Here is a 24,108-nt window from a genome sequence, read left to right on the forward strand (position 1 = left end):
CCGCCTGACTGAGTGCGGCGATGTCTGAAGCAGGCATCGCCAGGGCCGTTGTGTTAACGTTTACAACGCTTATATAGTGCAATCAGTGCAAGGCCCGCCACTGCCAGTGTTACTCTTCCAGGCAACACGGAATCTATTGAAACCGCCCTGCTTTTCGCTTCTGCGCTGAAGCGACCTCTTGCCTGATGAAGCCCCTCCACCGGTTCAGTGATATTACCTGGTGCCGGACGTGTCAGAGGCTCTCCCTCCTGCTGCCCCTGCCAGGCTTTTTTCGCTAACTGCCTGTCGAGGAATGCGGGAAACAACATATTGCCAAGAATGGTTTGAATACTGGTTTTTCCTACCCAAACCTCGCGCGTATGGCGGTGGGCAGCATCAAAAATTGCCTGCGCCACGGCTTCTGGCTGATAAACCGGTGCCATGGGCCTGACAGATCGCCAGAGTTTGTTTCGTGCCCAGTCAAACTGTGGTGTATTCACGCCCGGTAGCTGAACCATCGTCAGCTGGATAGCACTGCGGCGATGAAGAAGCTCGCAGCGCACTGCATCGGTAAAACCTCGAATGGCTGCTTTGGCGGCGCAGTAGGCCGACTGTAAAGGAATTGAGCGATAAGCCAGTGCTGAACCAACCTGAATAATGGTGCCTTTATCGCGTGGGCGCATCAGCCGAAGCGCCTCACGCGTGCCATGGACGTAACCCAGATAGGTGACGTCTGTGACGCGACGAAACTCTTCATCACTGCATTCTTCGAAGGGTGCCAGCACGGTACACATGGTACAGTTGATCCAGATATCTACGCTGCCAAACGTCGATTCGATGCGGTTTGCCGCATGTTTCATTTGGCTGGCATCAGCAACGTCGGCACTGATGCCGCTTGCCTGTACGCCATAACTCTCCAGCAACGTTACTGTGTCGGTTAACCCCGCCTCGCTGCGTGCAATCACTGCAACATCAAATCCGGCCTGAGCAAATCGCTCTGCTGTTGCTTTGCCTACACCCGCTGTCCCGCCCGTAATGACAACCACACTCATACAGCCTCCTGAGCCCGATATACAACGGGCTGGTTTGATCCTGTCTGTAGATGAACGCATAAAATAAAGGAAGTTATGACTGTATAGACGCTGGCGGGAGATCAGGCATAGCGGAAAAGAGAATTTTACCGGCTCACAGACAAAATGCCCTTTCGCTTTAGTGAGACAGAACGGCATAAACGCGGCGCGAAACAGCCACCCTGTCCGATGGCTGTTTCGCAGTGACAGCAGGCTGTTAGCCAAAATGTGGATTTCGGCTGACACAAAATCTGTCAACCATTTTTATATAAAACCTGTAAATTATATGCAACTTATATTCTCGGTAAATCGCTACCCCGCCGGGATTTTAACCCAAATGTATAAAAAACAGGCAGAGTCGCTGCGCGGGCCTGCAAATTGCTGCACTGTACATACGCATGTTCACACTTCAGGCTGCTTCTCAGAGACTTATCGCAGAGCTTCCAGCGCAGGTCATACAGTAAAGAGGCGTATCTGCAGAACAGAGGGTATAACAGGTAGACAGTTATAACGTTGATAAAGTGTTCCTGATAAACGTTGTCTGACAGGCTTTGCGTAATACACCGTTTCAGGTAAATTTTTGTCCCTGTATTACTATCAATTTTCCTGTTTTACTTTGCTTTTAATTTAAACCACAGCCGTCGCAAATAAAACAGGGCCATTCTGTAAAAAAATAAGGGAGATTTAATAATTAATTTCGATTGTTCTATCACGATCATCGTGTCGAGTTCACACGCTTCGCAGTTACAGTAAAAATAAAATTTTTCTTCAATTGATAAAGGAGCAAAACATCTGGTACAGAGATGGCTCATTTTAATCTCACCAATAAGTTACCGGGCTGCGCCTGCTCTGAACAGAAAGACAGGCTTGCGTAAACATCTGCATGACTGCAATCCTCTTTGAAGCAAGATACACCCCGGGCATTGATTTTTAATTATCCTTACGCTTTTCTGACAATAAAATTTGATCCTGGTTGGTTTTACAGAAATAAATGGTTTATTTTTGATAACTACCGCCTGTCCGGCATAAAAGCAACACAGCTACAGCCAGTACAGAGCGACATTTCGCTGCTGCAATCGTTCTGAAGGAAGGAATAATTCCAGTATACGCCAGCTTATTTCCACGGATGCAAACACCATGATAATTTCAGATTAACACGCCTTTTTTTCTATTTTCATTACCATGTTTTTTATAGCGTTTCTTTTATTTACTGATATTACGCTGCGCCCGCGATAAAGATATGTAAATTGTGAAACGCACTGATTTTTATCCAAAATCCTTATTGCATTATAATCAAAGCATCTGTTTAACATGCTAAACATTTAAAATATTCAGGCACAAATATTGAGATAAAAAATAATTAGGCTGCTATACAAAGTCCGGGGACTACCTTGCTCACTGACTTAACCAACTGTTCTTTCAACGATTACTCCCGTGCTTCGCCAGTTCCCAGATGCGCTCACGTATAATCATCTGCTTTTCAGGGTCCGACTCCTCTTCCATCTCACGAAATAACGCCCAAATTTCTTCCTCTCTTTTTTCCTGCTCACTTTCCTGACTATCTTCTTGCTTGTCAGGATCATTTTCCACGCCACGGTCGTTATCAGAGGATCGTTCAGATTTATTTTTGGCACTCATCAGATCTCCTTAAACAGGATATTAACAGTCCAGAACTCTCATCTTATTACCATTCCAGTTACGGAAATGGAAATCCCTGAATCTTATAAGGTAAGCAAACAGAGGCGTTCTGCAAGCGTAAGCGGAAAGAAAGTTCAAAGTTGTGGGCTGGCGATCGTTCGACAAGTTTGTTGACTGAATTTCCACACATCCTGATTTTGAATATTTGCTTTAATAACCCCTTTTATTTCTTGCTGACGAAATAAAAAGACCCGCATAATTCTGCGGGTCTTGATGTAGTTAAAAGATAAACCATGAAAAAAATCAAAGAGTTTATCGATAAGCTGTTTACGGTTTAAATTTATCTTCGGCTTTATTTTTAAGCGATGATGCTTCGTCGCTGACTTTATCTGTCAGGCTTTCTTTCTTATCTTGTTTAAGATAATCAGGCATGTCTGAAGTGGTGGCATCTGCGCCGGTTGCGCTGGCAGGCGTTGCGCCTGGGATGGTGGCATCAGAGGCTAAGGTGTCTGCTTCACCGACACGTTCTGAACTTGCATGATCAATATCGACTTCCTGACGACGCACTGAATCATTGACTGTCTCAACACGATCGCTTTCATCTTTGCGCACCACCACTTCTTCTGTCACATGGGTAGTTTTGTTGATCACCGGCTGCTCATGAGTTTCAGCCACTTCGACCGTTTTTTCGGACCAGTCCACCTCGCCCGGTGCAGCCTGTTGCGTGACCGGACGACGGAAGATATCGGCATGCTGCTCATGCAGTGAGATTTCCTGAGTAATCGGTTCGGTAACGGTGTAGCGTCTTACGCGAGTTGAGCCTTCACTGACCAGTCGTTTACCGACTTCCAGCCTTTCCTCTGCCAGACGCAACACTTCCTCTTCTGTCTCATCCCCGGTTAAAGAGGTTCTTACGGGAGCAGTGTTTGTGGTTTCTTTGATATCAAGCAACGGATCGTTAACCTCTCCTGCTGAAGAATATTCATTCTGACGCCCTTCCAGGCCCGCCGAGGTATATTCATCCTGGCTGCCTTTCAAACCCGCAGCGGTATACTCATCCTGATTCTCTTTTACACCAGTCGCGGCATAATCACCCTGACTGTCTCGCAGGCCTGCATCATCGGCGTAGCCCGCCTGTCCGCTTTGTAAGCGCGATGCACCATATTGAGAGATATCGCCTGAATCATGGGCATCAATAATACTCAGGGCGCGAGGAAGTTGCTCCTCTTCGGCCCGGAGCGAAAGCACAACGCCGCCTGAGTTCATGGCATCTTCGTACACGCCCGCCTGCTCTTCATCAACAGTGTCGCCAAACAGACGCTGCCAAAGACCCGGATGTCGCGCCTCATGCCCTTCTGACTGGAGCCGTTCGCCCGAAATAATATCGATGTCATTTTCAGAAAAGCCAGCCTTAATCAGGCTTCTTTTGGCACCTTCAGCATGAGTTATGTTATTGAACATCGTTACGATTTTTTCATGAGCCATGATTTTTTCCTCAGTGATAGGTCAGATTAGGTATCGTTATCGTCTTTGCTCACACTTATTTGTTGCTTGCGTAGCGTCACAACCTCTTCAAATGGGATCTCTTGCCGGGTCTTACGAATATGCAGCTCCTCCTTCAGCACCAGCTTGCGAACAATTTCAATTTCCTCTTCAACAACCGGTACAATTAGCACCCCATCCTCTTCACGAATATCGGGCATCACGTCGACACGCTCACCTTTAGGGATGCGGGTAATATCGACTTTTTCGTGTTTGAGCAGCGCATTCACCGTTTGTTCATGTTCAGATGTTGAACGAGTGACTTTGATGCGGCTGTCAACGACTTCCTCTCGTGTTACCGAGACGTTTTCTTTAGCCAAAGGAAGAACAACATCGTCATCATCACGCGAGGAATTCTTGGGGGTTGGCTTTTCATTTTCCTTTTACCTGTGCCATTCATTATTAGAAAATGTTTTCGTTAACAAAATAACAAGCAATAAGTTCTGATGCGTCTATTAATCCTGGCACAAAAAACAGAAAGCATCGCAGATCAGACAATTTAATCCGTGTGCGATGTTCAGGAAGTTATACAAAGGCTTAGGCGTAGCAGAAAGAGGATGGAGAATAATGCAGCAGGCGGTCAGCGGGAGTAAGCAACGCAACGTCAGATAAAGCGTTGCGGCTTTTCTGTTCTGAAACCCAACCCGATAAGTCGACCAAAGATAAAACGCAGAAAAGGCAGGCGTCGGACGATCGCTGGCATCTTGCCTGGGCGTTTCGATTGCCCTTTATTGCTGCTCATTTTTATCTGCAAAAACTGCGTTGCGACGGTGGGAAACTGTCGCCGTTTTTGTACTTTTTCCAGATCGCTCATCCGCACTTCCCCCTGCAAAAGTGGTGTCGTGAGGTAATTGGCGGTCGCGACCGCATCCTGAATGGCCAGATTGACGCCTACGCCACCTATTGGCGACATTGCATGCGCAGCGTCACCAATGCAAAGCACGCCGGCCTTCATCCATTTATCGAGGCGATCAATGCGAACAGAGAGCAGCTTCAGCTGATCCCAGGCAGTCAACTCTGCCATGCGCGCCTCATTAAAGGGCGCGACGGCTGCTATATTCTGCCTGAGTGCCGCAAGCCCTTTGCTCTGCCACGCTTCAAATTCACCTTTTGCAATGCTGAAACCACACTGCCAGTAATCGCCACGATCAATGATAATGAAATTGTGCCGTGGCCCTTTATGCCCCATTCCCCACTCCGGATCGCCGGCTTGTTTGCTTAATTTGAACCAGATGACATCGCGTGATGCGCCAAAAACCTGGCAGGTCAGCCCTGCTTTTGCGCGCACAGCAGACTGACGGCCATCTGCGCCGACGACCAGCCGCGCACGAATTTTTATCAGGCGGTTGCCATTCAATGCAGTCAGTCCGCAGAGGGTATTATTGTCATAAATAAAATCATCGAAGTGCGTCGAGGTCATCAGTGTAAAACCAGCAAACTGCGCACTTTTAGCCGCCAGAAAAGTCAAAAAATCCCACTGTGGCATAAACGCGATAAAGCGGCATTGCACTGGCAAGCGCGAAAAATCCGCCATTGTAATCTGCTCTCCACCCACTTCTGTCTGAAGTTTTTCAGCGCGCTGATGCGGCAATTGCAAAAACTCCTCAAGCAAACCGAGATGGCGCATAATTTCCAGAGTAGAAGGATGAATGGTGTCGCCACGGAAATCGCGCAGGAAATCAGGATGTTTTTCTATTACCACCACACGCAGGCCTGCCCGGGCAAACAGATACCCCAGCATCAGGCCTGCCGGGCCAGCGCCGACAATACAGCAATCTGCAGATACGATTTCAGTGGTAAAGGGCTTCATCACTCACTCTCCATGTTGTCTGAAGTCAGTATATGATAATAATTATCAATTATGCGTTAGCAGCAAATGCCAGCGGGTAAAACAGCATAAGGTCACGGGCGAGCCCGTGGCACCAGCATATAGCACGCCACGGGTTTAGATTGATTAGTGAGGATAGAGAAGATTTGCCGGGTAGATGGCACCTAAAACGCTTTTTTCACGCGCGCCAGTGACAGCGGGCAAATTCCCTGGCAGGCCTGACAGGGTACGGAAAGCCAACCAGGCAAAAGCCAGTGCTTCCATATCATCACCGCTGATCCCAGCCACATCTGTCGTCGTTACTTCGGTTCCCGGTAAATGGGCCGCCAGACGCGCCATTAGCAGCGGATTATGACTGCCGCCCCCACAGACTAATAAACGATCGCAGCCATCATTGAGCTGCACCTGCTGAGCAATGGTGACGGCGGTCAGTTCATTGAGCGTTGCCTGCACATCCTGAGCAGCCACGCCGGGGAAATGACGCAAATGCTGTTCCAGCCAGGCGGCATTGAAGTATTCGCGGCCGGTGCTTTTTGGCGGCGGTAGCGCAAACCAGGCATCGCTTAACATGTTCTCTAACATGGCCGGGATTAGTGTACCGCTGCGCGCCCACTGCGCATCGCTATCGTAAGGTTTGCCTTGATTGCGCCAAATCCAGGCATCGAGCAGCATGTTGCCTGGTCCGGTATCGTATCCACGTACCGGTTGGCCTGGCAGCAGCAGTGAAAGATTGGCAATGCCGCCAATATTCAACACCATGCGGCGCTCAACCGCATCCATCAGTAACGCCTGGTGAAACGCAGGCACCAGCGGAGCGCCCTGGCCTCCCAGTGCCATATCACGTCGCCGGAAATCACCGACCACCGTCACGCCTGTTGCGGCCACGATCTGATTATTATCGCCAATCTGTAACGTGTTAGCCGCGTCGCCCAGGGGCTCATGCCAAACGGTTTGTCCATGACAACCAATGGCGACGATATCGCTGGCTTCGAGAGATTCGCGCTTCATTAACGTCAACACCGCTTCAGCGAAAAGCCGCCCCAGGCGCGTATCCAGCTGCCCCAGTTGCGATAGCGTTAAGCTTTGTCCCTGACACATGGCTAAAACGGCCTGCCGTAGATCTGACGGCATCGGATGGCAATAGCTTGCCTGTTGCGCCACCATATTTTCATCTATCGCTGCGAGTACCACGTCTACACCATCCAAACTGGTACCGGACATCACGCCTATATAGCGTCCTGATTTCATTGCCGTTCCTTACTTCCCGCAGGAAGAGTGATTTTTCAAATTAGCCTGCCAAATTCAGCAGCCTAATTCTATGATTAAATACTTGTTTCTTCCGTGATGGCGCATCCGATAACGTATATCAATTTTTTCCTTTTTAATTGAATTATTGTTGATACTGCAGGGTCTATGATCCGCCCAGTCGCGTTTTACCCGGATAATCATTAAAAGGTCGGGTTTGTGTCTTATACTGTTTGCAGGATATCGCGATAAACGTGGCGCATTTTCGAATAAAGGAGTTTTCAAATGATTAAGCGTGTAATTGTGGTCGCTTTGACCGGTGTGATGCTGGCAGGATGTAGCAACACAGATACGTTGTCAGGTGATACCTACAGCGCAAGCGAAGCCAAACAAGTACAGAGCGTTTCTTATGGCACCCTGGTTTCTGTTCGCCCGGTCAAAATTCAGGGCGGCGATGAAAGTAACGTGATTGGTGCTATTGGTGGTGCGGTACTCGGCGGCTTTTTGGGTAACACTATCGGCGGCGGTAGCGGTCGCAGTCTGGCCACGGCAGGCGGTGCCGTTTTAGGTGGTGTCGCGGGTCAGGGCGTACAAGGTGCCGTCAACAAAACTGATGGCGTTGAGCTGGAAATTCGTAAGGACGATGGCAATACCATCATGGTGGTGCAGAAACAAGCAGCCAGCCGCTACTCGGTGGGTCAGCGCGTAGTCATGGCCTCCAATGGCAGCCAGATTACTGTTTCGCCACGTTAAGAAACGAACAGACAAAACCGACGCAAAGGCGTCGGTTTTTTTATTTCTCGCGGTTCTGTAATTCCAGAATATTTTTTTCGAGCCGGGCTATCAGCGTAACCATTTGCGCAATTTCATCGCGGCTGATACCGGAAAGGATGTCATCGCGCGTCGCATCAATGACATTTTCGACCTGTTCGATAATCGGCTCAGCCTGATGGGTCAGCTTGATACGCTTAGCCCGACGATCGTTAGCGCAGGTTGAGCGCGTAATTAAACCTTTCTCTTCTAGCTGATCAAGCGTTCTTACCAGCGAAGGCTGCTCAATGCCGATGGCTTTCGCTAACTGAATTTGCGACTGCTCGGGTGGCAACTGATGAATGTTGTGTAACGTAACCCAATGCGTCTGAGTCAATTCAAGCGGTTTCAAACGCTGATCGATCAAGGCGCGCCAGATGCGCACCAGGCGAGACAAGTCCGTTCCGAGGGGCGTATCCATTTCATCTCCTTATAATTAGCTTGCTAGCTATCAAGCCTGATTTTACTCTATTCTGCGAGTTTACAGGACAAATTACAAATCTCAGGCAAGCCATCGTTACTCATCTCCCCTTTTTGAGACAGACGCCGGAGTTAGCAAGGATGATGTGCGTGGCGACAGCTATTTTTTCGCATGCCGAACCGCTTACCGATCTCCTTTCCGATGCTTCCCTGTTTTTTTCAGCGGTTTTTAAGGCCGTTCTGTCTGGCTTCTTTTTTGGCGGCTCATCCACACCATGATCCACGACTGGGCCTGTGTCGGTAATGCCGCATCCCACCTTATTTAATCTTTTACTGTTTGCGTCCTGCATTACGGCCCTACCAGGGCTTACCGGTCACGGATAATTCCCTTTGCTGTATTGCGGGACAGCAGCGTGCCAACTCTCCAGCGAATTACCGGCCGTTGTGGCGTAAAGCTGGATTGGCCTGAGGCGGCTCTGACTGAGTTTAATTCTGCTAGCGATCAGTGGCTGTCAGAGAAAACAGTGATGTTAATACGCTGGCCCTCGCGCTGCGTTTTGATCTCGCTCAGACAAGCGATCCCTGATGAATTACTGGCAATATTGCTGCTGCTGGCGATTAAAATCGGCCTGCAATTGCTGTAAGGTTTTATGCCCTTCAAAGCGCGTTTTATCGACCTCAGCCATAGGCTCAATCACCAGTGCTTTTTCATCGGGTGAAAAGATAAAACGCCGACTGATATCCGTGCCGGTAAAACTTTTGCCCGTAATACCGCCACAAACCATGGCTGTTGTGTGGTGATAAATGGCGGTGTCGGTAAAATTGGTTTCAGTGGCGCTGCGCAATACATACTGACAGCCTTGTGCTTCCAGCTTGCTTATCGTATGACGGCTTAACCATTCTCGCCCTTTGGCAATGTTTTCGCAGGTGTTACGCATCGGACTGGCATCAATGGTGCGCTGAAGTTGCCGCCCGGTTTCCGTCACCAGTTGCGTGTCGTTAGGTTGTTCGCATCCTACCAGCAGCAATCCCAGTAGTAACACGCCCGACTTTTTCATTTCCCCGCTCCTTCACCTTTCAAGCTTTCTTACCTGAATCAATATCATAGGTGGGAAATGAACGGGATGATATAGCTGAAGAGTAAACAACACCGAAGAAAGCAGGCGGCAGAGGGCTGCCGCCCGAAAAGTCAGATTACGCCGCAGGCATAGCGCGCACCGCCACCGCCTAACGGCTGAGGATGATCGGCATGATTATCCCCACCCACGTGAACCATCAACGCTTTGCCCTTGATCTCACTCAGGGATTTGATACGCGGCGCTAACACCGGATAGCTGGACATGCCTTTGTCATCTACATACAGGGCGGGCAGATCGCCTAAGTGGCCTTCAGCATACGGACCAAGATGTTTACCGCTGCCGCCTGGGTCCAGATGCCCACCCGCCGCACCGGCTGGAACCACTTTTCCTTCAGAGGGGCCAGGTTCACAACTGCCTTTGGCATGAACGTGGAAACCGTGAATGCCCGGCGTCAAACCTTCGAGTTTGGGCGTAAATTGCAAGCCATACTTCGTTTCCTCAACCGTCACCGTACCCAGTGATTTACCCACGCCCTCTGCTGTAACCTGATGCAATGTCACCTGTTCTGAAGCAGCCTGCGCCGCACCACAGCTCAACATTGCCAGCAAAGCGATTACTTTGGTTTTCATTGTTGCTCCTTTAGGTTCCAGGGTTCCTGATAAGCCTGGCCTGTGTTGCGTTATCCTGCCTGTGATTGACGCAGTTTTACGCTTCAGGGCACATCATATCCCAGCGCCGCTTTACGAATGCGGAACCATTGTTGACGATTCAGGGTTAAACTCAGCGCGCCAACCGCCTCTTTTACCCGCCCGGCTTTACCTGAGCCAATAATTGGCAACGGTTTACTTGGCAATTTAATCACCCAGGCATAAACCACCTGCTCAATCGACGATGCACCGATTTCCTGGCGCACAGCTTCAAGCTCATCACGCAGCGGTTGATAATGCGGATCGTTAAATAATTGCCCACCGCCCAGACATGACCAGGCCATAGGACGAATGCGCTGCTGTTGACATTGATCCAGCGTGCCATCCATTAACAGATTTTGTTGTATTGGCGAAATTTCAAGCTGATTGGTCACCAGTGAAAACGGCAGTCTCGACTGCAATAAGGTCAACTGCGCGCGGGTAAAGTTAGAGACACCAAAATGCAAGACTTTGCCGCTCTGGTGCAGAGCAATGAAAGCCTCAGCGACTTCATCTGCATCCATTAACGGATCGGGGCGGTGAATTAGTAGCAGATCCAGCCGGTCGGTGGCTAAGTGACGCAGTGAATTCTCTGCACTCGTGAGGATGTGGGCTTTGTCAGTAATGTAGTGACCGATCTGGTGCTCAGGCTTAGCGCGGGTGGCGATCCCACATTTGGTGACGATCTGTAATTGATCGCGCAGGCCCGGCGCCAGCTTTAATGCTTCACCAAAGGCAGCCTCACAGCGATATTCACCATAAATATCTGCATGATCGACGGTGGAAATCCCTAACGACAGATGATGTTCTATAAATGAGACCCGCTGTTGCGGCGTCATGTCCCATTCCATTAAGCGCCAGTATCCCATGACCAGCGGTGAAAAATTTGGACCCTGTGGAGCGATAGCTTGTGGCTGTAGCATGTTGAACTCCCTGTTTGCAGAGGTGAAAACGCGTGTCAGGGAGTATAACGGAAACGGAGAAAGCGTCAGAACAATGAAGGTTGTTGTGGATCAACCGGCTCATCTTTTTCTGCTGACGCAACAGGCGTAGCCGACGCTGGTGACAAAGACGCAGCACATCGCGCTTCTGCGCATCGCTAAACCGCATCCAGTTAAACCGCTCTTCACGGCTGCGTAAACATCCCAGACAAAAGCCACGCGCATCCGTCTGGCAGATGCCACGACACGGACTGGGAACCGGGAAAAATTCAAGCTGTTCCGCCACAACGACTCCGGATAAAACAAAAAGAGTATTGAAGAGAGCTTAGCGCGTTTGTGCAAGAAATAATCATATTGGGCTGCGAATTTCAACGCACGATGACGTATCACGTTGAACAGTATGTGCCTGAGAGCCGTGGCATGCTTGCAACGAACCCACGGGTCTACTAGGCTGGTCGCTGTGAACGAGACGCTACAACCCAATGAAACCTGTTGATTTTTGCAGGTTTAGCCAAGCCGTTCTGTCTGCCGCGCGGTTAGGGTTGATCAGACTCAGTTAGCAACCAAGCGTGCGATCTGTTAAGGCAATGCGGTTTGACAGCGCGGTGCCGGCAACAGGCTGAGCGTTCTGCCCGGCAGCAGATTGTGCTGAACTTACCCTCTTCTGACACAAACGGCAGACCTGGCTCTCGCTTTTGTAGTTAACCACACGTTTACAAAGCAAAATTACCTGGCGGTGCCCCCGCTGCACCTTCAGCACCATACTTTTAAATAGTGGGCTAAAACCCCCTGATTTTAAAAAGATATTTTATATACGACCGGTCTGTTTATAAGGAGTCACCATGGCGAGTACCCAGCTGTTTCGTCCACTGAAAGTCGGGGCAATTACCGTTCCCAATCGCATTTTCATGGCACCGCTGACCCGTCTGCGCAGTATTGAGCCGGGCGACATTCCTACGCCTTTGATGGGCGAATATTACCGCCAGCGTGCAAGTGCAGGTTTGATTATTACTGAAGCGACCCAGATCTCTTTTCAGGCGAAAGGCTATGCAGGGGCGCCAGGCCTGCACACGCAGCAGCAGATCGCCGCGTGGAAAGCGATCAATGAAGGTATTCATGCTGCAGGAGGTCACTGTGCCGTACAGTTGTGGCATACCGGCCGCATTTCACACCACAGCGTGCAGCCTGAAGGCAAAGCGCCCGTTGCCCCTTCGGCCCTCTCTGCAGGTACCCGTACCTCGCTGCGTGCCGCTGATGGCAGCGTATATCGTGAAGAGACCTCAACACCGCGTGAGCTGAGCGTAACTGAAATTCAGCAAATTATTAAAGACTTTGGACAGGCTGCGGCAAATGCGCGCGAAGCTGATTTTGATCTGCTTGAACTGCACTCTGCACATGGCTATCTGATGCATCAGTTTCTTGCGCCCGGGTCAAATCAGCGTAGCGACGAATATGGCGGCAGCATGGAAAAACGCGGCCGGTTTGCACTGGAAGTGGTGGATGCGGTGATTGCTAACTGGTCAGCCGATCGTATTGGTATTCGGGTATCACCGGTTGGCAGTTTCCAGAACCTGGACAACGGCCCGGACGAGGAAGAAGCGGCGCTGTGGTACATTGGCGAACTGGCAAAACGCAATATCGCCTATCTGCACTTATCCGAACCAGACTGGGCTGGCGGCACGCCTTACACGGATACCTTCCGTGAAAAAGTGCGTGAACTGTTCCCGAATACGATTATCGGTGCTGGTGCGTATACGGTAGAAAAAGCAGATGATCTTATCGCCCGTGGGCTGATCGATGCTGTGGCTTTTGGTCGCGATTACATTGCTAACCCGGATCTGGTTGAACGTTTACAGCAAGATGCTCCGCTCAATCCACAACGTCCGGAAAGCTTCTACGGCGGCGGCGCTGAAGGCTACACGGATTACCCAACGCTGTCGTGATTAAACTGCCGTAACGACTTGTTACGGCAGCGGTTATTTTTCTGTGCTGTTCATCGCTATACTTAGCGTTTAAGCCATTTTTCTAATAAAGAGGATGTTATGCGTTTACTTCACACCATGCTTCGCGTTGGCGATTTGCAACGTTCAATCGATTTTTATACTCGCGTGCTGGGCATGCGTTTACTGCGCCAGAGCGAAAACGCTGAATACAAATATACTCTGGCGTTTGTAGGCTATACCGAAGAGAGCGAAGGCGCTGTTATTGAACTGACCTATAACTGGGGTGTTGATAGCTACGATCTGGGCAACGCTTACGGTCACATCGCACTGGGCGTAGATGATGTTGCCGCCGCGTGTGAACGCATCCGCAACGATGGCGGAAAAGTGACACGCGAAGCGGGTCCGGTAAAAGGCGGTTCCACCATTATCGCTTTTGTAGAAGATCCGGATGGCTACAAAATCGAACTGATTGAAAACAAACACGCCGGTCACGGCCTGGGCAACTAAGCCTGCCCTGTTCAGCCTGCTGCGCGGCGGCAGGCTGAAGCATTAACCCATTCCTGTTGGACCTGCTGCACCCAACGCTGTTTTTTGCCATAATGCGCGCTGCCCTTTTTCTGCAATGAGATCCTGATGTCTGAATCGAATTCCCTAAACGCGCTCAATCAACGCTTCCGTGGCTTTTATCCTGTCGTGATCGATGTTGAAACCGCAGGCTTCAACGCAAAAACCGATGCGCTGCTGGAGATTGCCGCGACCACGCTGAAAATGGATGAAGAGGGCTGGCTGCACCTTGACCAGACACTGCATTTCCACGTTGAACCTTTTGTTGGGTCGCTGTTGCACCCAGAAGCGTTAGCGTTTACCGGTATCGATCCCAGCAATCCTTTACGCGGTGCCGTTAGCGAATATGAAGCACTGCATGCCATTTTCAAAATGGTGCGTAAAGGTATCAAAGATACGGGCTGTAATCGCGCCATTATGGTGGCCCACAACGCGACCTTTGATCTCAACTTTATGACCGCGGCGGCAGAACGTGCCAGCCTGAAACGGAATCCTTTTCACCCTTTTGCCACCTTTGATACGGCAGCACTCAGCGGATTAGTATTGGGGCAGACGGTATTGGCGAAAGCCTGTAAAGCAGCAGGCATGGATTTTGACAGTACCCAGGCGCATTCCGCACTTTATGATACTCAGCAGACTGCAATTCTGTTTTGTGAGCTGGTGAACCGTTGGAAACGCCTCGGTGGCTGGCCGTTGCCCTTTGCAGAGGATGATACCGCAGCGCAACCCACCGAATAAAAGCAAAAAAAGGCCGACATTTGTCGGCCTTTTCTTATTCCGCTTCTTTAAACTTCTCAGCGGTTTCTTTGATCAGCGACTGCAATTCGCCACGCTGGAACATCTCCACGATGATGTCACAACCACCAACCAACTCACCATCAATCCACAACTGCGGGAAGGTTGGCCAGTTAGCGTACTTCGGCAGTTCTGCACGAATATCAGGATTCTGCAGAATATCCACGTAAGCAAAACGCTCACCACAGGCCGACAGTGCCTGTACCGCCTGGGCAGAGAAACCGCAGCTTGGCAGTTTCGGCGAACCTTTCATGTACAGCAGGATCGGGTTTTCTGCGATCTGGCGCTGAATTTTTTCTACAGTACTCATAATTGCCTTCCTTAATTCGTTACTTCGTGTTTGTTTATTGTAGCGACTTCACCCTCGGACTCAAAATGAGAATTTGTTGCCCTGGGGTTAAATCGCCATGTTTGTTAAGTCATTTTAAGACGAACCCCCCATCGCGGTTTTAACCGCGATAAAAGCATTAATAATTTGCAATAATTCCGCTGATATAAAGTGCTGAAATTGCTCATTTTCAGCTCAAATGTCAGCCATTAACAGATTAAAAGAAAAAGGACTTACTTTTTTAAAAAAAAACTGGACTAGAATGGCCCCGGCACTGATCCTTGATCAGATTTTTCCAACTCTGTCAGGCGTATTTCTAAGCTGACAGCTCAACCTGTAACCGGACTATGCGTTTACTGATTACGCTTTTCATCCTGGCATTTGCCCAGCTGTTCTTTAACGTGGCTTCTGCTTCACCGCAGGCACCGGTTAATGCCAGTTCGCATAAAGCGGAGACAAAAAGTGCACGTGAAGATGAACGACGCAAGCGACGTCCGGTAAAAGCATCGGTAAAAAAATCACGCCAGGCCACAACGCAGAAACTCAAACTAAAAAAGCAAAACACGTTGGGGTTGCACAACCGACGTCCGCTAAAAAACGCACGCCTAAAACAGCTAAAAAGCGTTACGGCCATCAGCGTTCATCTGACATTGTGGCGGCTAAAAGCAACGCTATCAGCACCATCAAAATGAGTAAGGCTCACCGGCAGCGTTATCAAAAAGCGCGTGAAACCGCGATGGCAAAGCTGATGGGGCAATTGGGTAAACCTTATCAGTGGGGCGGTACCTCGCCTCATACCGGTTTTGATTGCAGTGGATTAGTCTGGTACGCCTACAAAGATTTGCTGAAATTTAAAATCCCACGCACCGCCAATGAAATGTATCATTTGCGTGATGCAGCGCCGGTTAAACGCGAATCCCTGGAAAAAGGCGATTTGGTTTTTTCCGTATTAATGGCCGCGGCACCGCCGATCATGTGGGTGTTTACCTCGGAAATGGCAAATTTATTCAATCGCCACGGACCGGCAAAGATATTCAGATCAGCGCCCTTGGCGAGGATTACTGGCAACGACATTATATCGGTGCGCGGCGTATGATGACGCCAAAAACGATTCGTTAACGTCAGATCAAAAAAGCCGGGAACTGTCCCGGCTTTTTTATTAATGCAGAATCGCGGTAAAGCTAAACACCACAATCATCAGCAGCGCCGCGCCCGTGGTCGCCAGCGCCAGTTTCAGATCGGTACTCATCTCGTTCTCCTTAGTCACACAGTTTGTAGGGATAAGGCATTTTCCCATACGACCCGGTAAAAATCTCGTTTTATCCGCTCAGCCTTGTTAGAATCCAGCCTTTGTTGCGCAACGCGCGCAACGTCGGTTCCGTTCGCAGTCTTCTTTTGGCGTAATTAACCCGCCCAGACGCCTTTTTACCGGCAAAATTACTGCATATTTGCGGGCAAAACCCTTAGCAGACGCAAACGTTTAACATTATGCTTATCAGCGAGTTGCGATAAGTCCGGGAGTCCTTTTTCATGGCAACAATTAAAGATGTGGCGAAACGTGCTGGCGTTTCTACAACGACCGTCTCTCACGTCATCAATAAAACGCGTTTTGTGGCGGAAGAAACGCGCAATGCAGTCTGGCAAGCCATTCAGGAACTGCATTATTCACCCAGCGCGGTTGCCCGCAGTCTGAAGGTGAATCACACCAAAACGCTGGGATTACTGGCGACCTCCAGCGAAGCGCCTTATTTTGCTGAAATTATTGAAGCGGTGGAAAACCATTGTTTCGACAAGGGTTACACGCTGATTTTAGGTAACGCGCACAACGATCTACAAAAACAGCGTGCTTATCTCTCGATGATGGCGCAAAAGCGCGTCGACGGGCTGTTGGTGATGTGCTCAGAGTATCCTGATGATCTGCTAAAAATGCTGGAAGAGAACCGCAACATCCCTATGGTGGTGATGGACTGGGGCGAATCTCGCGCCGATTTTACCGATACCGTTCTGGATAACGCCTTTCAGGGTGGCTATCTTGCCGGCCGCTATCTGATAGAGCGCGGACATCGCGATATCGGTGCAATTCCTGGCCAGCTGGAACGTAACACCGGAGGCGGCCGCCATGCCGGTTTTTTGAAAGCGTTAGAAGAAGCAGGTATTCAGCCCCGCGCAGAGTGGATTGTACAGGGTGATTTTGAGCCAGACTCAGGTTATCAGGCAATGCAGCAAATTCTGTCGCAAAAACAGCGGCCTACTGCGGTATTTTGCGGCGGCGACATTATGGCGATGGGCGCGATCTGTGCGGCTGATGAGATGGGTTTGCGCGTACCACAGGATATTTCCGTCATTGGCTATGATAATGTGCGCAACGCACGCTATTTCACGCCGGCTCTCACCACGGTGCATCAGCCGAAAGCTCAGCTTGGCGAAAAGGCGCTGGAGATGCTGCTGGATCGTATTACCAGCAAGCGTGAAGAGTCACAAACTATTGAGGTCCATCCAACCTTAATTGAACGTCGCTCAGTGGGTTATGGCCCTTTCCGCGACTATCGCCGCTAAACTTCGCTTAACCACTCTTGATTAAGCGTTTGCGCATCACCCAGGTAATTGAGCAACCAGCCCAGCGCCGGTGATGCGCGATCTTCAGCCCAGCTGACGCAGCAAGGGCTTTCCGGAAAAGCGACTGGCAGCGTCAACTCCACTAACTCGCCTGCATCAAGCAGCGGATGTGCCAGATGGCCCGGCATCATTGCCACACACAATCCTCCCAGCACACAATCCAGCCCGGTTTGCCAGTCCGGCACCACCAGCCGACGCTGATTATCTAACGTCCAGGTCATGCGGCGTGGCAAAGCCCGTGAGGTATCTTCCAGCACCAGTGAAGGCCAGCGCCGTAGCGTGTCATCATCGAGCTGGCTTTCCTGTGTCAATGGATGGTTATGCCTCACCACGCAACGCCAGTTCAGCGCCCCCATATCCTGAAAGGCAAAACGCCCTCCCACCGGAATGGCCTGCGTTGCACCGATCGCCACATCGACACGCCCGTCAGCCAGCGCATCCCAGACACCATTAAAAACTTCATAGCTAATGTGTAATTCCATGTCCGGGAAGTGGCGATAAAAATCTTTACCAGCTGTCGCGTGCGTTCAGGTTTGACAATGCAGTCAACTGCAATGCTCAACTGACCGCGCCAGCCATTGGCCAGCTGCTGGCATTGCCGTCGGGTAGCCAGCATTTTTTTGATGACGCTCCGCCCTTCACGTACAAAATGCTCACCCGCCGGGGTTAAAACTACTTCACGATGCTGGCGTTCAAATAAGGGCACCGCCAGCCAGGTTTCAAGCTGACGCACGGTATAACTAATAGCAGAAGGCACACGATGCAGCTCCTGCGCAGCGGCGCTAAAACTTCCGCCTCTGGCCACGGCATCAACCACTTCTAACGCATATTCTGACCACATAATCTGCCTGCAAAAAATTTAACAGCAATCGGCAAATATTAGCGTTTCACAGCACGAAGTGCACCTTTTACACTCTGCCGCGTTCATTGCTTAAAAATGAGAACCTAATGTTAACCAATAAAACATTCATGCCTTATCTTGCCCTGCTCAGTATGTTGGGCTTTTTAGCCACAGACATGTACTTGCCTGCCTTTGGTGCGATGCAGCAAACCTTTAATACGACACCCGGCATCATCAGCGCCAGTATGAGTCTGTTCCTCGCGGGGTTTGCCTGTGCGCAACTTTTCTGGGGACCGCTGTCCGATCGTATCGGTCGTAAACCTGTACTGCTGGCGGGCCTGGGATTATTTGCTCTCGGTTGCGCCGGGATGTTATGGGTAAACAACAGTGTATTGATGCTGCTGCTGCGTTTCATTCAGGCTGTTGGGGTGTGTGCTGCTGCAGTAAGCTGGCAGGCTTTGGTTGTCGATCGTTATTCACCGTCTCAGGCCAATAAAGTTTTTGCAACCATTATGCCGTTAGTCGCGCTGTCGCCAGCGTTAGCGCCGCTGGTCGGTGCCTGGCTGATCAGCCATTTCCACTGGCGTTCAATTTTTTTGCTTCTGACTGCTGTCGCCCTGATGCTGATCCTCGTGACATTGCGTTTACCGACAGTGCATAAAACGGTGGATGGAAAAACTAAACAGCCTGGTTTTATTACCCTGTTACGTTCGTCAGTCTACAGCGGCAACGTCTTGATCTATTCCGCTTGCTCTGCCAGCTTTTTTGCCTGGCTTACCGGCTCGCCGTTTATTCTGGCTGCTATAGGCTTAACGCCAGCGGATATTGGCCTTAGCTATATTCCGCAGACTCTTGCGTTTTTACTTGGTGGGTTTGGCTGCCGCGCCCTGCTCAACCGACTGAACGGTAAACAACTTTTGCCCGGGCTGCTGGCGCTTTACAGCCTGAGTATTCTGGCGCTGTTTGCCGTTTCGCTGGCCGGAATGAATAATTTGCTCGCGTTATTGTTGCCGTTTTGCGGCATGGCGTTAGCGAACGGGGCTATTTATCCCATCGTGGTCTCCAGCGCCCTGCTGCCTTTTCCTCACGCCACCGGTAAAGCCGCGGCGCTGCAAAATACCCTACAGTTAGGTTTATGCTTTATTGCCAGCCTGGCGGTCTCTGCAGGACTTCAGCATGCGCTTATTACCACCACGCTTATTATGGCGCTGACCATTTTGCTGGCATTACTGGGCTATCGCCTGCAGCGTTATTCTGGCGCACAAACTGACATTGCCTCCTCCAAAACTGCCTGCCAGGATAATTAATAAGACGGCATTGTTTTTAGTTAGCACCCTAACAATAAGCCGTTGAATATTGACCCGCGTGAGAATATACTCATTCGGGTCAATAAATCTGCACCAAATCAACAAGATAATAGCAGGAAATTTTTGGCGACCTTGTCGCTGGGATGGTGTCTGCACGATGTACGTTATCGTTGTGTCAGACTGAAATTGTTCCGTTTCAATCCTCTGTAATACGTCGGATATCTGGCGCACGGGCCATTCCGTGACTTTTCTCACAACCCTGGAGAAATTGACTATTCTTTTTCTCAGGTTCAGGTCGGACAGGTGATGGAGAAGCTATGAGTTCATCGTGTATAGAAGAAGTGAGCCTTGAACAAAACCATTGGTATCGTATCGTTCATGAATTGGTGGAACAGGCTGATATCGAAATCAACGGCTCTCGCCCTGGGATATTCAGGTAAATAACCCTGAATTTTTCAAACGTGTCTTACAGGAAGGTTCGCTCGGCTTGGGTGAAAGCTATATGGACGGTTGGTGGGAATGCGAGCGGCTGGATATGTTTTTCCACCGCGTGCTTAAACATAAACTCGACCAAAAGCTGCCACACCATTTCAAAGATACGTTGCGTATCGCTGCCGCTCGCCTGACTAATCTACAGTCCAGGAAGCGTGCCTGGATCGTCGGTAAAGAGCATTATGATCTGGGAAACGATTTGTTTTCACTGATGCTCGATCCTTACATGCAATATTCCTGCGGTTACTGGAAAGAGGCCTCCACGTTAGCGGAAGCGCAGGAAGCCAAATTAGATATGATTTGTCGCAAATTGCAGCTGGAACCCGGTATGTCGCTTTTAGATATCGGTTGTGGCTGGGGGGACTGGCCGCCTATGCGGCACGGCATTATGGCGTCGCGGTTCATGGTGTTACCATTTCAGCCGAACAGCAGAAAATGGCACAGCACCGCTGTGAAGGTTTAGACGTTACTATTCTGCTGCAGGATTATCGTGACCTTAATCAGCAATTTGATCGTATTGTGTCTGTCGGTATGTTTGAACACGTTGGCCCCAAAAATTACGCGACCTATTTCGATGTCGCTGATCGTAATTTAACGCCAGACGGGTTATTTCTGTTACATACTATTGGCGCAATCAAGACGAATATGAATGTTGATCCCTGGATCGACAAATATATTTTCCCTAATGGCTGTTTACCTTCCGTTCGTCATATTGCTGATGCCAGCGAGCCACATTTCATTCTTGAAGACTGGCATAATTTTGGCGCGGATTATGACACGACATTAATGGCCTGGTATGAACGCTTTTTGCAGGCATGGCCGCAACTGGAAGGTAACTATGGTGAACGCTTCAGGCGTATGTTCTCCTATTATCTCAACGCCTGTGCAGGCGCGTTCCGCGCACGGGATATTCAGTTATGGCAAGTGGTGTTTAGTCGCGGTGTTGAAGGCGGATTACGCGTCGCGCGTTAAGTAAGATAATAAACAATAAAGGCGCATAAGCGCCTTTTTAATTTGTCAGCGTTATTCCTGATGAGGCTGTTCCGCTAATGCTTTCAGGGCGGCGGCATCACGTTGCGCCAGTACGCGCTCCACCGTCTCGACTATTGCCTGAGTGTGGGGGTCGATTTCAATATTAACGCGATCACCAAAGCTTTTTGCGCCTAGCGTAGTGCGCTCTAACGTTTCAGGAATCAGGTAAACGCAAAATTTAGTTTTCATCACATCGCCAACGGTCAGGCTAATACCGTCAATGCCAACAAACCCTTTGTGCAGAATATATTTCATCTGCAAAGGATCCTGAATTTTAAACCACACTTCCCGATTATTTTCTGACTGAATAATTTTGCAGATTTCAGCGGTGGTCATAATATGACCTGACATTAAATGCCCACCGATCTCATCGCTGAACTTCGCTGCGCGCTCAATATTGACTACGTCACCCTGTTTTAAATCGCCGAGGTTGGTCACGCGTAACGTCTCTTTAATAAGGTCAAAACTTACTAAATCGCCGTCAATGGCCGTCACGGTCAGACAGCAGCCGTTGTGCGCTACCGATGCGCCTAACGCTAAGCCCGGCAGTAATTCTGGCGGGAGTCTGACAATATGAGTGCGGAACAGCTCTTTTTCTTCAATGGACACAATTTCTGCGGTGCCCTGCACAATACCGGTAAACATAGTCGTTGCCTCTGCGAAGTTTACGCTAGTTTATCACAGCTAAAGCAAGCTGTTAGGTTTCAGGCGTGTCCGGCTCTTTACAGCCCGAGAAACCGCATTGTGTGACAAAGATTGGAGAAACTTATTACGCCAGTTACACTAGGTCGCGCTCTTCTTTGGGGCTTATTCGCTCTCTTGTTTAACTATTAAGTCAGGTGCTTACGTGCAGAAGTATTTAACAGAAGCGCGTCAATTGCTGGCCCTTGCGATTCCTGTCATCCTGGCTCAGGTGGCTCAAACCGCAATGGGATTTGTGGATACCATTATGGCCGGCGCGGTGAGCGCCACGGATATGGCCGCCGTTGCTGTCGGCACGTCTGTTTGGCTTCCGGCCATTCTGTTTGGTCATGGTCTTCTTCTTGCATTGACGCCCACCGTTGCGCAACTCAACGGTTCAGGCCGCCGCGAACGTATCGCTGAGCAAATTCGTCAGGGTTACTGGCTGGCATCTTTCGTGGCTATTTTTATTATGCTCGTGCTATGGAATGCCGGCTATTTGATCCGGGCAATGCACGATATCGATCCGCTTTTAGCACAAAAAGCGGAGGGATATCTTCATGCCTTGCTGTTTGGCGCACCGGGATATCTGTTTTTTCAGGTGATGCGTAATCAGTGCGAAGGCTTATCAAAGACCAAACCGGGTATGGTGTTGGGCTTCATCGGCTTAATGGTGAATATCCCGCTTAACTATATCTTTATTTATGGACACTTCGGCATGCCCGCTCTGGGCGGCGTCGGTTGCGGCGTTGCGACAGCCTCCGTTTACTGGGTGATGTTTCTCTGTATGCGCTTCTGGGTACGCCGTATGGGCAGTATGCGAGATATTCGCATGGCGAGCCGCTGGTCATCCCCTTCATGGCCTGTGCTGCGCCGTTTAGTTACGCTGGGCTTGCCCGTGGCGCTGGCCCTGTTTTTTGAAGTTACGCTGTTTGCTGTGGTTGCCCTGCTGGTCTCCCCGCTCGGTATCGTTGATGTTGCCGGACACCAGATCGCACTTAACTTCAGCTCTCTGATGTTTGTCATACCCCTGTCGATTGGCGTCGCTACGACGATCCGCGTGGGACATCGACTGGGCGAAGGCTCTGTTGAACAGGCGTGTGTTTCAGCATGGGCCGCGCAGGGCGTCGGGATAAGCATGGCCGCCGTGACGGCAATTTTCACCGTCACCTTTCGGCATGAAATCGCGCTGCTGTATAACGATAACCCTGAGGTCGTCACGCTTGCAGCGCAACTGATGTTTCTGGCAGCCATTTATCAATTCTCTGATTCTATTCAGGTGATTGGCAGCGGCATTTTGCGTGGCTATAAAGATACGCGTTCCATCTTCTTTATCACGTTTATTGCTTACTGGCTGCTGGGTTTGCCCACCGGTTATATTTTAGGCTTAACCAACTGGGTTGTTGCACCATTGGGTCCGGCTGGTTTTTGGTGCGGATTTATTATCGGCCTGACTTCGGCCGCGATAATGATGCTATGGCGTATTCGCCGGTTGCAGCAACTGCCCGCGCAGGTGATTTTGACACGTGCGGCGCGCTAAGTGGTTGAACGGGCCTGAAAAGGCCCGTAACGGCTAAAAAACGGCGCATAGCGCAGTTGCTCAGCAGTCATTACGAAAAAAGCATTTTTCCCCTTGCCAGTCTCTCAGGCTGCCGTTAATATTCGTCCCCGCTGTCGCCCTGACAGCGTGTTGCGCTCTTAGCTCAGTTGGTTAGAGCACCACCTTGACATGGTGGGGGTCGATGGTTCGAGTCCATTAGAGCGCACCAAGTGCGTCCGTAGCTCAGTTGGTTAGAGCACCACCTTGACATGGTGGGGGTCGGTGGTTCGAGTCCACTCGGACGCACCAATATTGAAATGCGCTCTTAGCTCAGTTGGTTAGAGCACCACCTTGACATGGTGGGGGTCGATGGTTCGAGTCCATTAGAGCGCACCACTTCTTGTTTTTCTCTGTTGCGCAACTCCCTTTTTCTTGATCTGCGTCGCTTAACCGCTCCGCTTTTTAATTGGTTTTCGCACACTTAGCGTCTATACTGTGCCGCGTTGTTCACTTGAAAGGTTTCAGCGCACACGTGCTTACAGCGATAACTCAGATTATTTGCGCAACAACAACAGGGTGGTTCACTAACGTAACCACACAACTTCCCTGCACGTCTGGCCTTCGTCACCTATTCTTACTTTGTACCGTCCGTTTCGATTTCAATCAGAATTTTCACTTCGATGCCGTGCCATCGAATCCAGACCTTTATCATCCAACACAACTTACAGATA

20 protein-coding genes, 3 tRNA genes and 4 pseudogenes are annotated in these 24,108 nt (G+C 50.1%); 12 read left to right on the top strand and 15 right to left on the bottom strand.

Annotated elements, in window-relative coordinates; genetic code table 11:
* Positions 1-53 precede the first annotated feature (53 nt).
* From O3W44_RS04805 to anmK, 6 genes are all read right to left on the bottom strand, one after another.
* A complete protein-coding gene (locus O3W44_RS04805) occupies positions 54-1,031 on the bottom strand; it encodes an SDR family oxidoreductase (protein WP_269292187.1) in 978 nt (325 codons plus the stop codon).
* Between the two features lie 1,437 nt (positions 1,032-2,468).
* Positions 2,469-2,687, bottom strand: a complete 219-nt coding sequence (locus O3W44_RS04810) for a hypothetical protein (protein WP_269292188.1) — start codon at positions 2,685-2,687, stop codon at positions 2,469-2,471.
* Positions 2,688-3,014: 327 nt separating this feature from the next.
* On the bottom strand, positions 3,015-4,172 hold the full coding sequence (locus O3W44_RS04815; protein WP_269292189.1) for a YsnF/AvaK domain-containing protein: 1,158 nt from the start codon (positions 4,170-4,172) through the stop codon (positions 3,015-3,017).
* Between the two features lie 26 nt (positions 4,173-4,198).
* On the bottom strand, positions 4,199-4,549 hold the full coding sequence (locus tag O3W44_RS04820; RefSeq protein WP_269292190.1) for a DUF2382 domain-containing protein: 351 nt from the start codon (positions 4,547-4,549) through the stop codon (positions 4,199-4,201).
* Positions 4,550-4,833: 284 nt separating this feature from the next.
* Positions 4,834-6,039 (bottom strand): FAD-dependent oxidoreductase, encoded by a 1,206-nt coding sequence (locus O3W44_RS04825; protein ID WP_269294360.1) that lies wholly within the window; start codon positions 6,037-6,039, stop codon positions 4,834-4,836.
* 144 nt (positions 6,040-6,183) lie between these two features.
* On the bottom strand, positions 6,184-7,305 hold the full coding sequence (anmK, locus tag O3W44_RS04830; protein WP_269292191.1) for an anhydro-N-acetylmuramic acid kinase: 1,122 nt from the start codon (positions 7,303-7,305) through the stop codon (positions 6,184-6,186).
* A gap of 282 nt (positions 7,306-7,587) precedes the next feature.
* Between anmK and slyB the strand changes: the two genes are divergently transcribed.
* Positions 7,588-8,055, top strand: a complete 468-nt coding sequence (gene slyB, locus O3W44_RS04835; protein WP_269292192.1) for an outer membrane lipoprotein SlyB — start codon at positions 7,588-7,590, stop codon at positions 8,053-8,055.
* A 40-nt stretch (positions 8,056-8,095) separates the two neighbouring features.
* Here slyB and slyA read toward each other — a convergent pair whose 3' ends face one another.
* From slyA to O3W44_RS04860, 5 genes and pseudogenes are all read right to left on the bottom strand, one after another.
* Positions 8,096-8,533 carry a transcriptional regulator SlyA gene (gene slyA / locus O3W44_RS04840; RefSeq protein ID WP_269292193.1) on the bottom strand — a complete coding sequence of 146 codons (438 nt, stop codon included), beginning with the start codon at positions 8,531-8,533 and terminating at the stop codon, positions 8,096-8,098.
* Between the two features lie 589 nt (positions 8,534-9,122).
* Complete coding sequence (locus O3W44_RS04845; protein ID WP_269292194.1) at positions 9,123-9,590, bottom strand: hypothetical protein; 468 nt, start codon at positions 9,588-9,590, stop codon at positions 9,123-9,125.
* 131 nt (positions 9,591-9,721) lie between these two features.
* The gene (gene sodC, locus O3W44_RS04850; RefSeq protein ID WP_269292195.1) at positions 9,722-10,240 is read right to left on the bottom strand and encodes a superoxide dismutase [Cu-Zn] SodC; all 519 of its coding nucleotides are present in this window, start codon (positions 10,238-10,240) and stop codon (positions 9,722-9,724) included.
* Between the two features lie 83 nt (positions 10,241-10,323).
* Positions 10,324-11,220 carry an aldo/keto reductase gene (locus O3W44_RS04855; RefSeq protein WP_269292196.1) on the bottom strand — a complete coding sequence of 299 codons (897 nt, stop codon included), beginning with the start codon at positions 11,218-11,220 and terminating at the stop codon, positions 10,324-10,326.
* A 65-nt stretch (positions 11,221-11,285) separates the two neighbouring features.
* A pseudogene (locus O3W44_RS04860) lies at positions 11,286-11,524 on the bottom strand (DUF1289 domain-containing protein).
* Between the two features lie 556 nt (positions 11,525-12,080).
* Between O3W44_RS04860 and O3W44_RS04865 the strand changes: the two are divergent.
* The 3 genes from O3W44_RS04865 (at position 12,081) to rnt (ending at position 14,483) form a co-directional block, all read left to right on the top strand.
* On the top strand, positions 12,081-13,181 hold the full coding sequence (locus O3W44_RS04865) for an alkene reductase (RefSeq protein WP_269292197.1): 1,101 nt from the start codon (positions 12,081-12,083) through the stop codon (positions 13,179-13,181).
* A 99-nt stretch (positions 13,182-13,280) separates the two neighbouring features.
* Positions 13,281-13,688 (top strand): lactoylglutathione lyase, encoded by a 408-nt coding sequence (gloA, locus tag O3W44_RS04870; RefSeq protein ID WP_269292198.1) that lies wholly within the window; start codon positions 13,281-13,283, stop codon positions 13,686-13,688.
* A 126-nt stretch (positions 13,689-13,814) separates the two neighbouring features.
* A complete protein-coding gene (gene rnt / locus O3W44_RS04875; RefSeq protein WP_269292199.1) occupies positions 13,815-14,483 on the top strand; it encodes a ribonuclease T in 669 nt (222 codons plus the stop codon).
* 34 nt (positions 14,484-14,517) lie between these two features.
* On the opposite strand, the gene O3W44_RS04880 is transcribed toward rnt, so the two are convergent.
* Positions 14,518-14,853, bottom strand: a complete 336-nt coding sequence (locus tag O3W44_RS04880) for a Grx4 family monothiol glutaredoxin (protein WP_176035873.1) — start codon at positions 14,851-14,853, stop codon at positions 14,518-14,520.
* Positions 14,854-15,215: 362 nt separating this feature from the next.
* On the opposite strand from O3W44_RS04880, the pseudogene O3W44_RS04885 reads away from it, so the two are divergent.
* A pseudogene (locus O3W44_RS04885) lies at positions 15,216-15,987 on the top strand (C40 family peptidase).
* Positions 15,988-16,027: 40 nt separating this feature from the next.
* Here the strand turns inward: O3W44_RS04885 and cydH are convergent.
* The gene (gene cydH, locus O3W44_RS04890; protein WP_269292200.1) at positions 16,028-16,117 is read right to left on the bottom strand and encodes a cytochrome bd-I oxidase subunit CydH; all 90 of its coding nucleotides are present in this window, start codon (positions 16,115-16,117) and stop codon (positions 16,028-16,030) included.
* Between the two features lie 281 nt (positions 16,118-16,398).
* On the opposite strand from cydH, the gene purR reads away from it, so the two are divergent.
* Positions 16,399-17,424, top strand: a complete 1,026-nt coding sequence (purR, locus tag O3W44_RS04895) for an HTH-type transcriptional repressor PurR (protein WP_269292202.1) — start codon at positions 16,399-16,401, stop codon at positions 17,422-17,424.
* On the opposite strand, the pseudogene punR reads toward purR, so the two are convergent.
* Positions 17,421-18,325: pseudogene (gene punR / locus O3W44_RS04900) on the bottom strand (DNA-binding transcriptional activator PunR). The gene purR and the pseudogene punR overlap by 4 nt on opposite strands.
* Positions 18,326-18,432: 107 nt before the next feature.
* Here punR and punC point away from each other — a divergent pair.
* Together punC and cfa are read left to right on the top strand one after the other, a co-directional pair.
* Positions 18,433-19,632 carry a purine nucleoside transporter PunC gene (gene punC / locus O3W44_RS04905; RefSeq protein ID WP_269292203.1) on the top strand — a complete coding sequence of 400 codons (1,200 nt, stop codon included), beginning with the start codon at positions 18,433-18,435 and terminating at the stop codon, positions 19,630-19,632.
* A 317-nt stretch (positions 19,633-19,949) separates the two neighbouring features.
* A pseudogene (gene cfa / locus O3W44_RS04910) lies at positions 19,950-21,096 on the top strand (cyclopropane fatty acyl phospholipid synthase).
* Between the two features lie 51 nt (positions 21,097-21,147).
* Here the strand turns inward: cfa and O3W44_RS04915 are convergent.
* Positions 21,148-21,801, bottom strand: a complete 654-nt coding sequence (locus O3W44_RS04915; protein ID WP_269292204.1) for a riboflavin synthase subunit alpha — start codon at positions 21,799-21,801, stop codon at positions 21,148-21,150.
* A 202-nt stretch (positions 21,802-22,003) separates the two neighbouring features.
* On the opposite strand from O3W44_RS04915, the gene O3W44_RS04920 reads away from it, so the two are divergent.
* From O3W44_RS04920 to O3W44_RS04935, 4 genes are all read left to right on the top strand, one after another.
* Positions 22,004-23,377 (top strand): MATE family efflux transporter, encoded by a 1,374-nt coding sequence (locus O3W44_RS04920; protein WP_269292205.1) that lies wholly within the window; start codon positions 22,004-22,006, stop codon positions 23,375-23,377.
* Between the two features lie 152 nt (positions 23,378-23,529).
* Positions 23,530-23,606 (top strand) — tRNA-Val (locus O3W44_RS04925).
* A 3-nt stretch (positions 23,607-23,609) separates the two neighbouring features.
* Positions 23,610-23,686: transfer RNA gene (locus O3W44_RS04930), tRNA-Val, on the top strand.
* A gap of 10 nt (positions 23,687-23,696) precedes the next feature.
* A tRNA-Val gene (locus O3W44_RS04935) sits at positions 23,697-23,773 on the top strand.
* Positions 23,774-24,108: the final 335 nt, after the last annotated feature.

The organism is Pantoea sp. LMR881 (assembly GCF_027157825.1).
In the GTDB taxonomy this organism is placed as follows: Bacteria; Pseudomonadota; Gammaproteobacteria; order Enterobacterales; family Enterobacteriaceae; genus Pantoea; species Pantoea haifensis.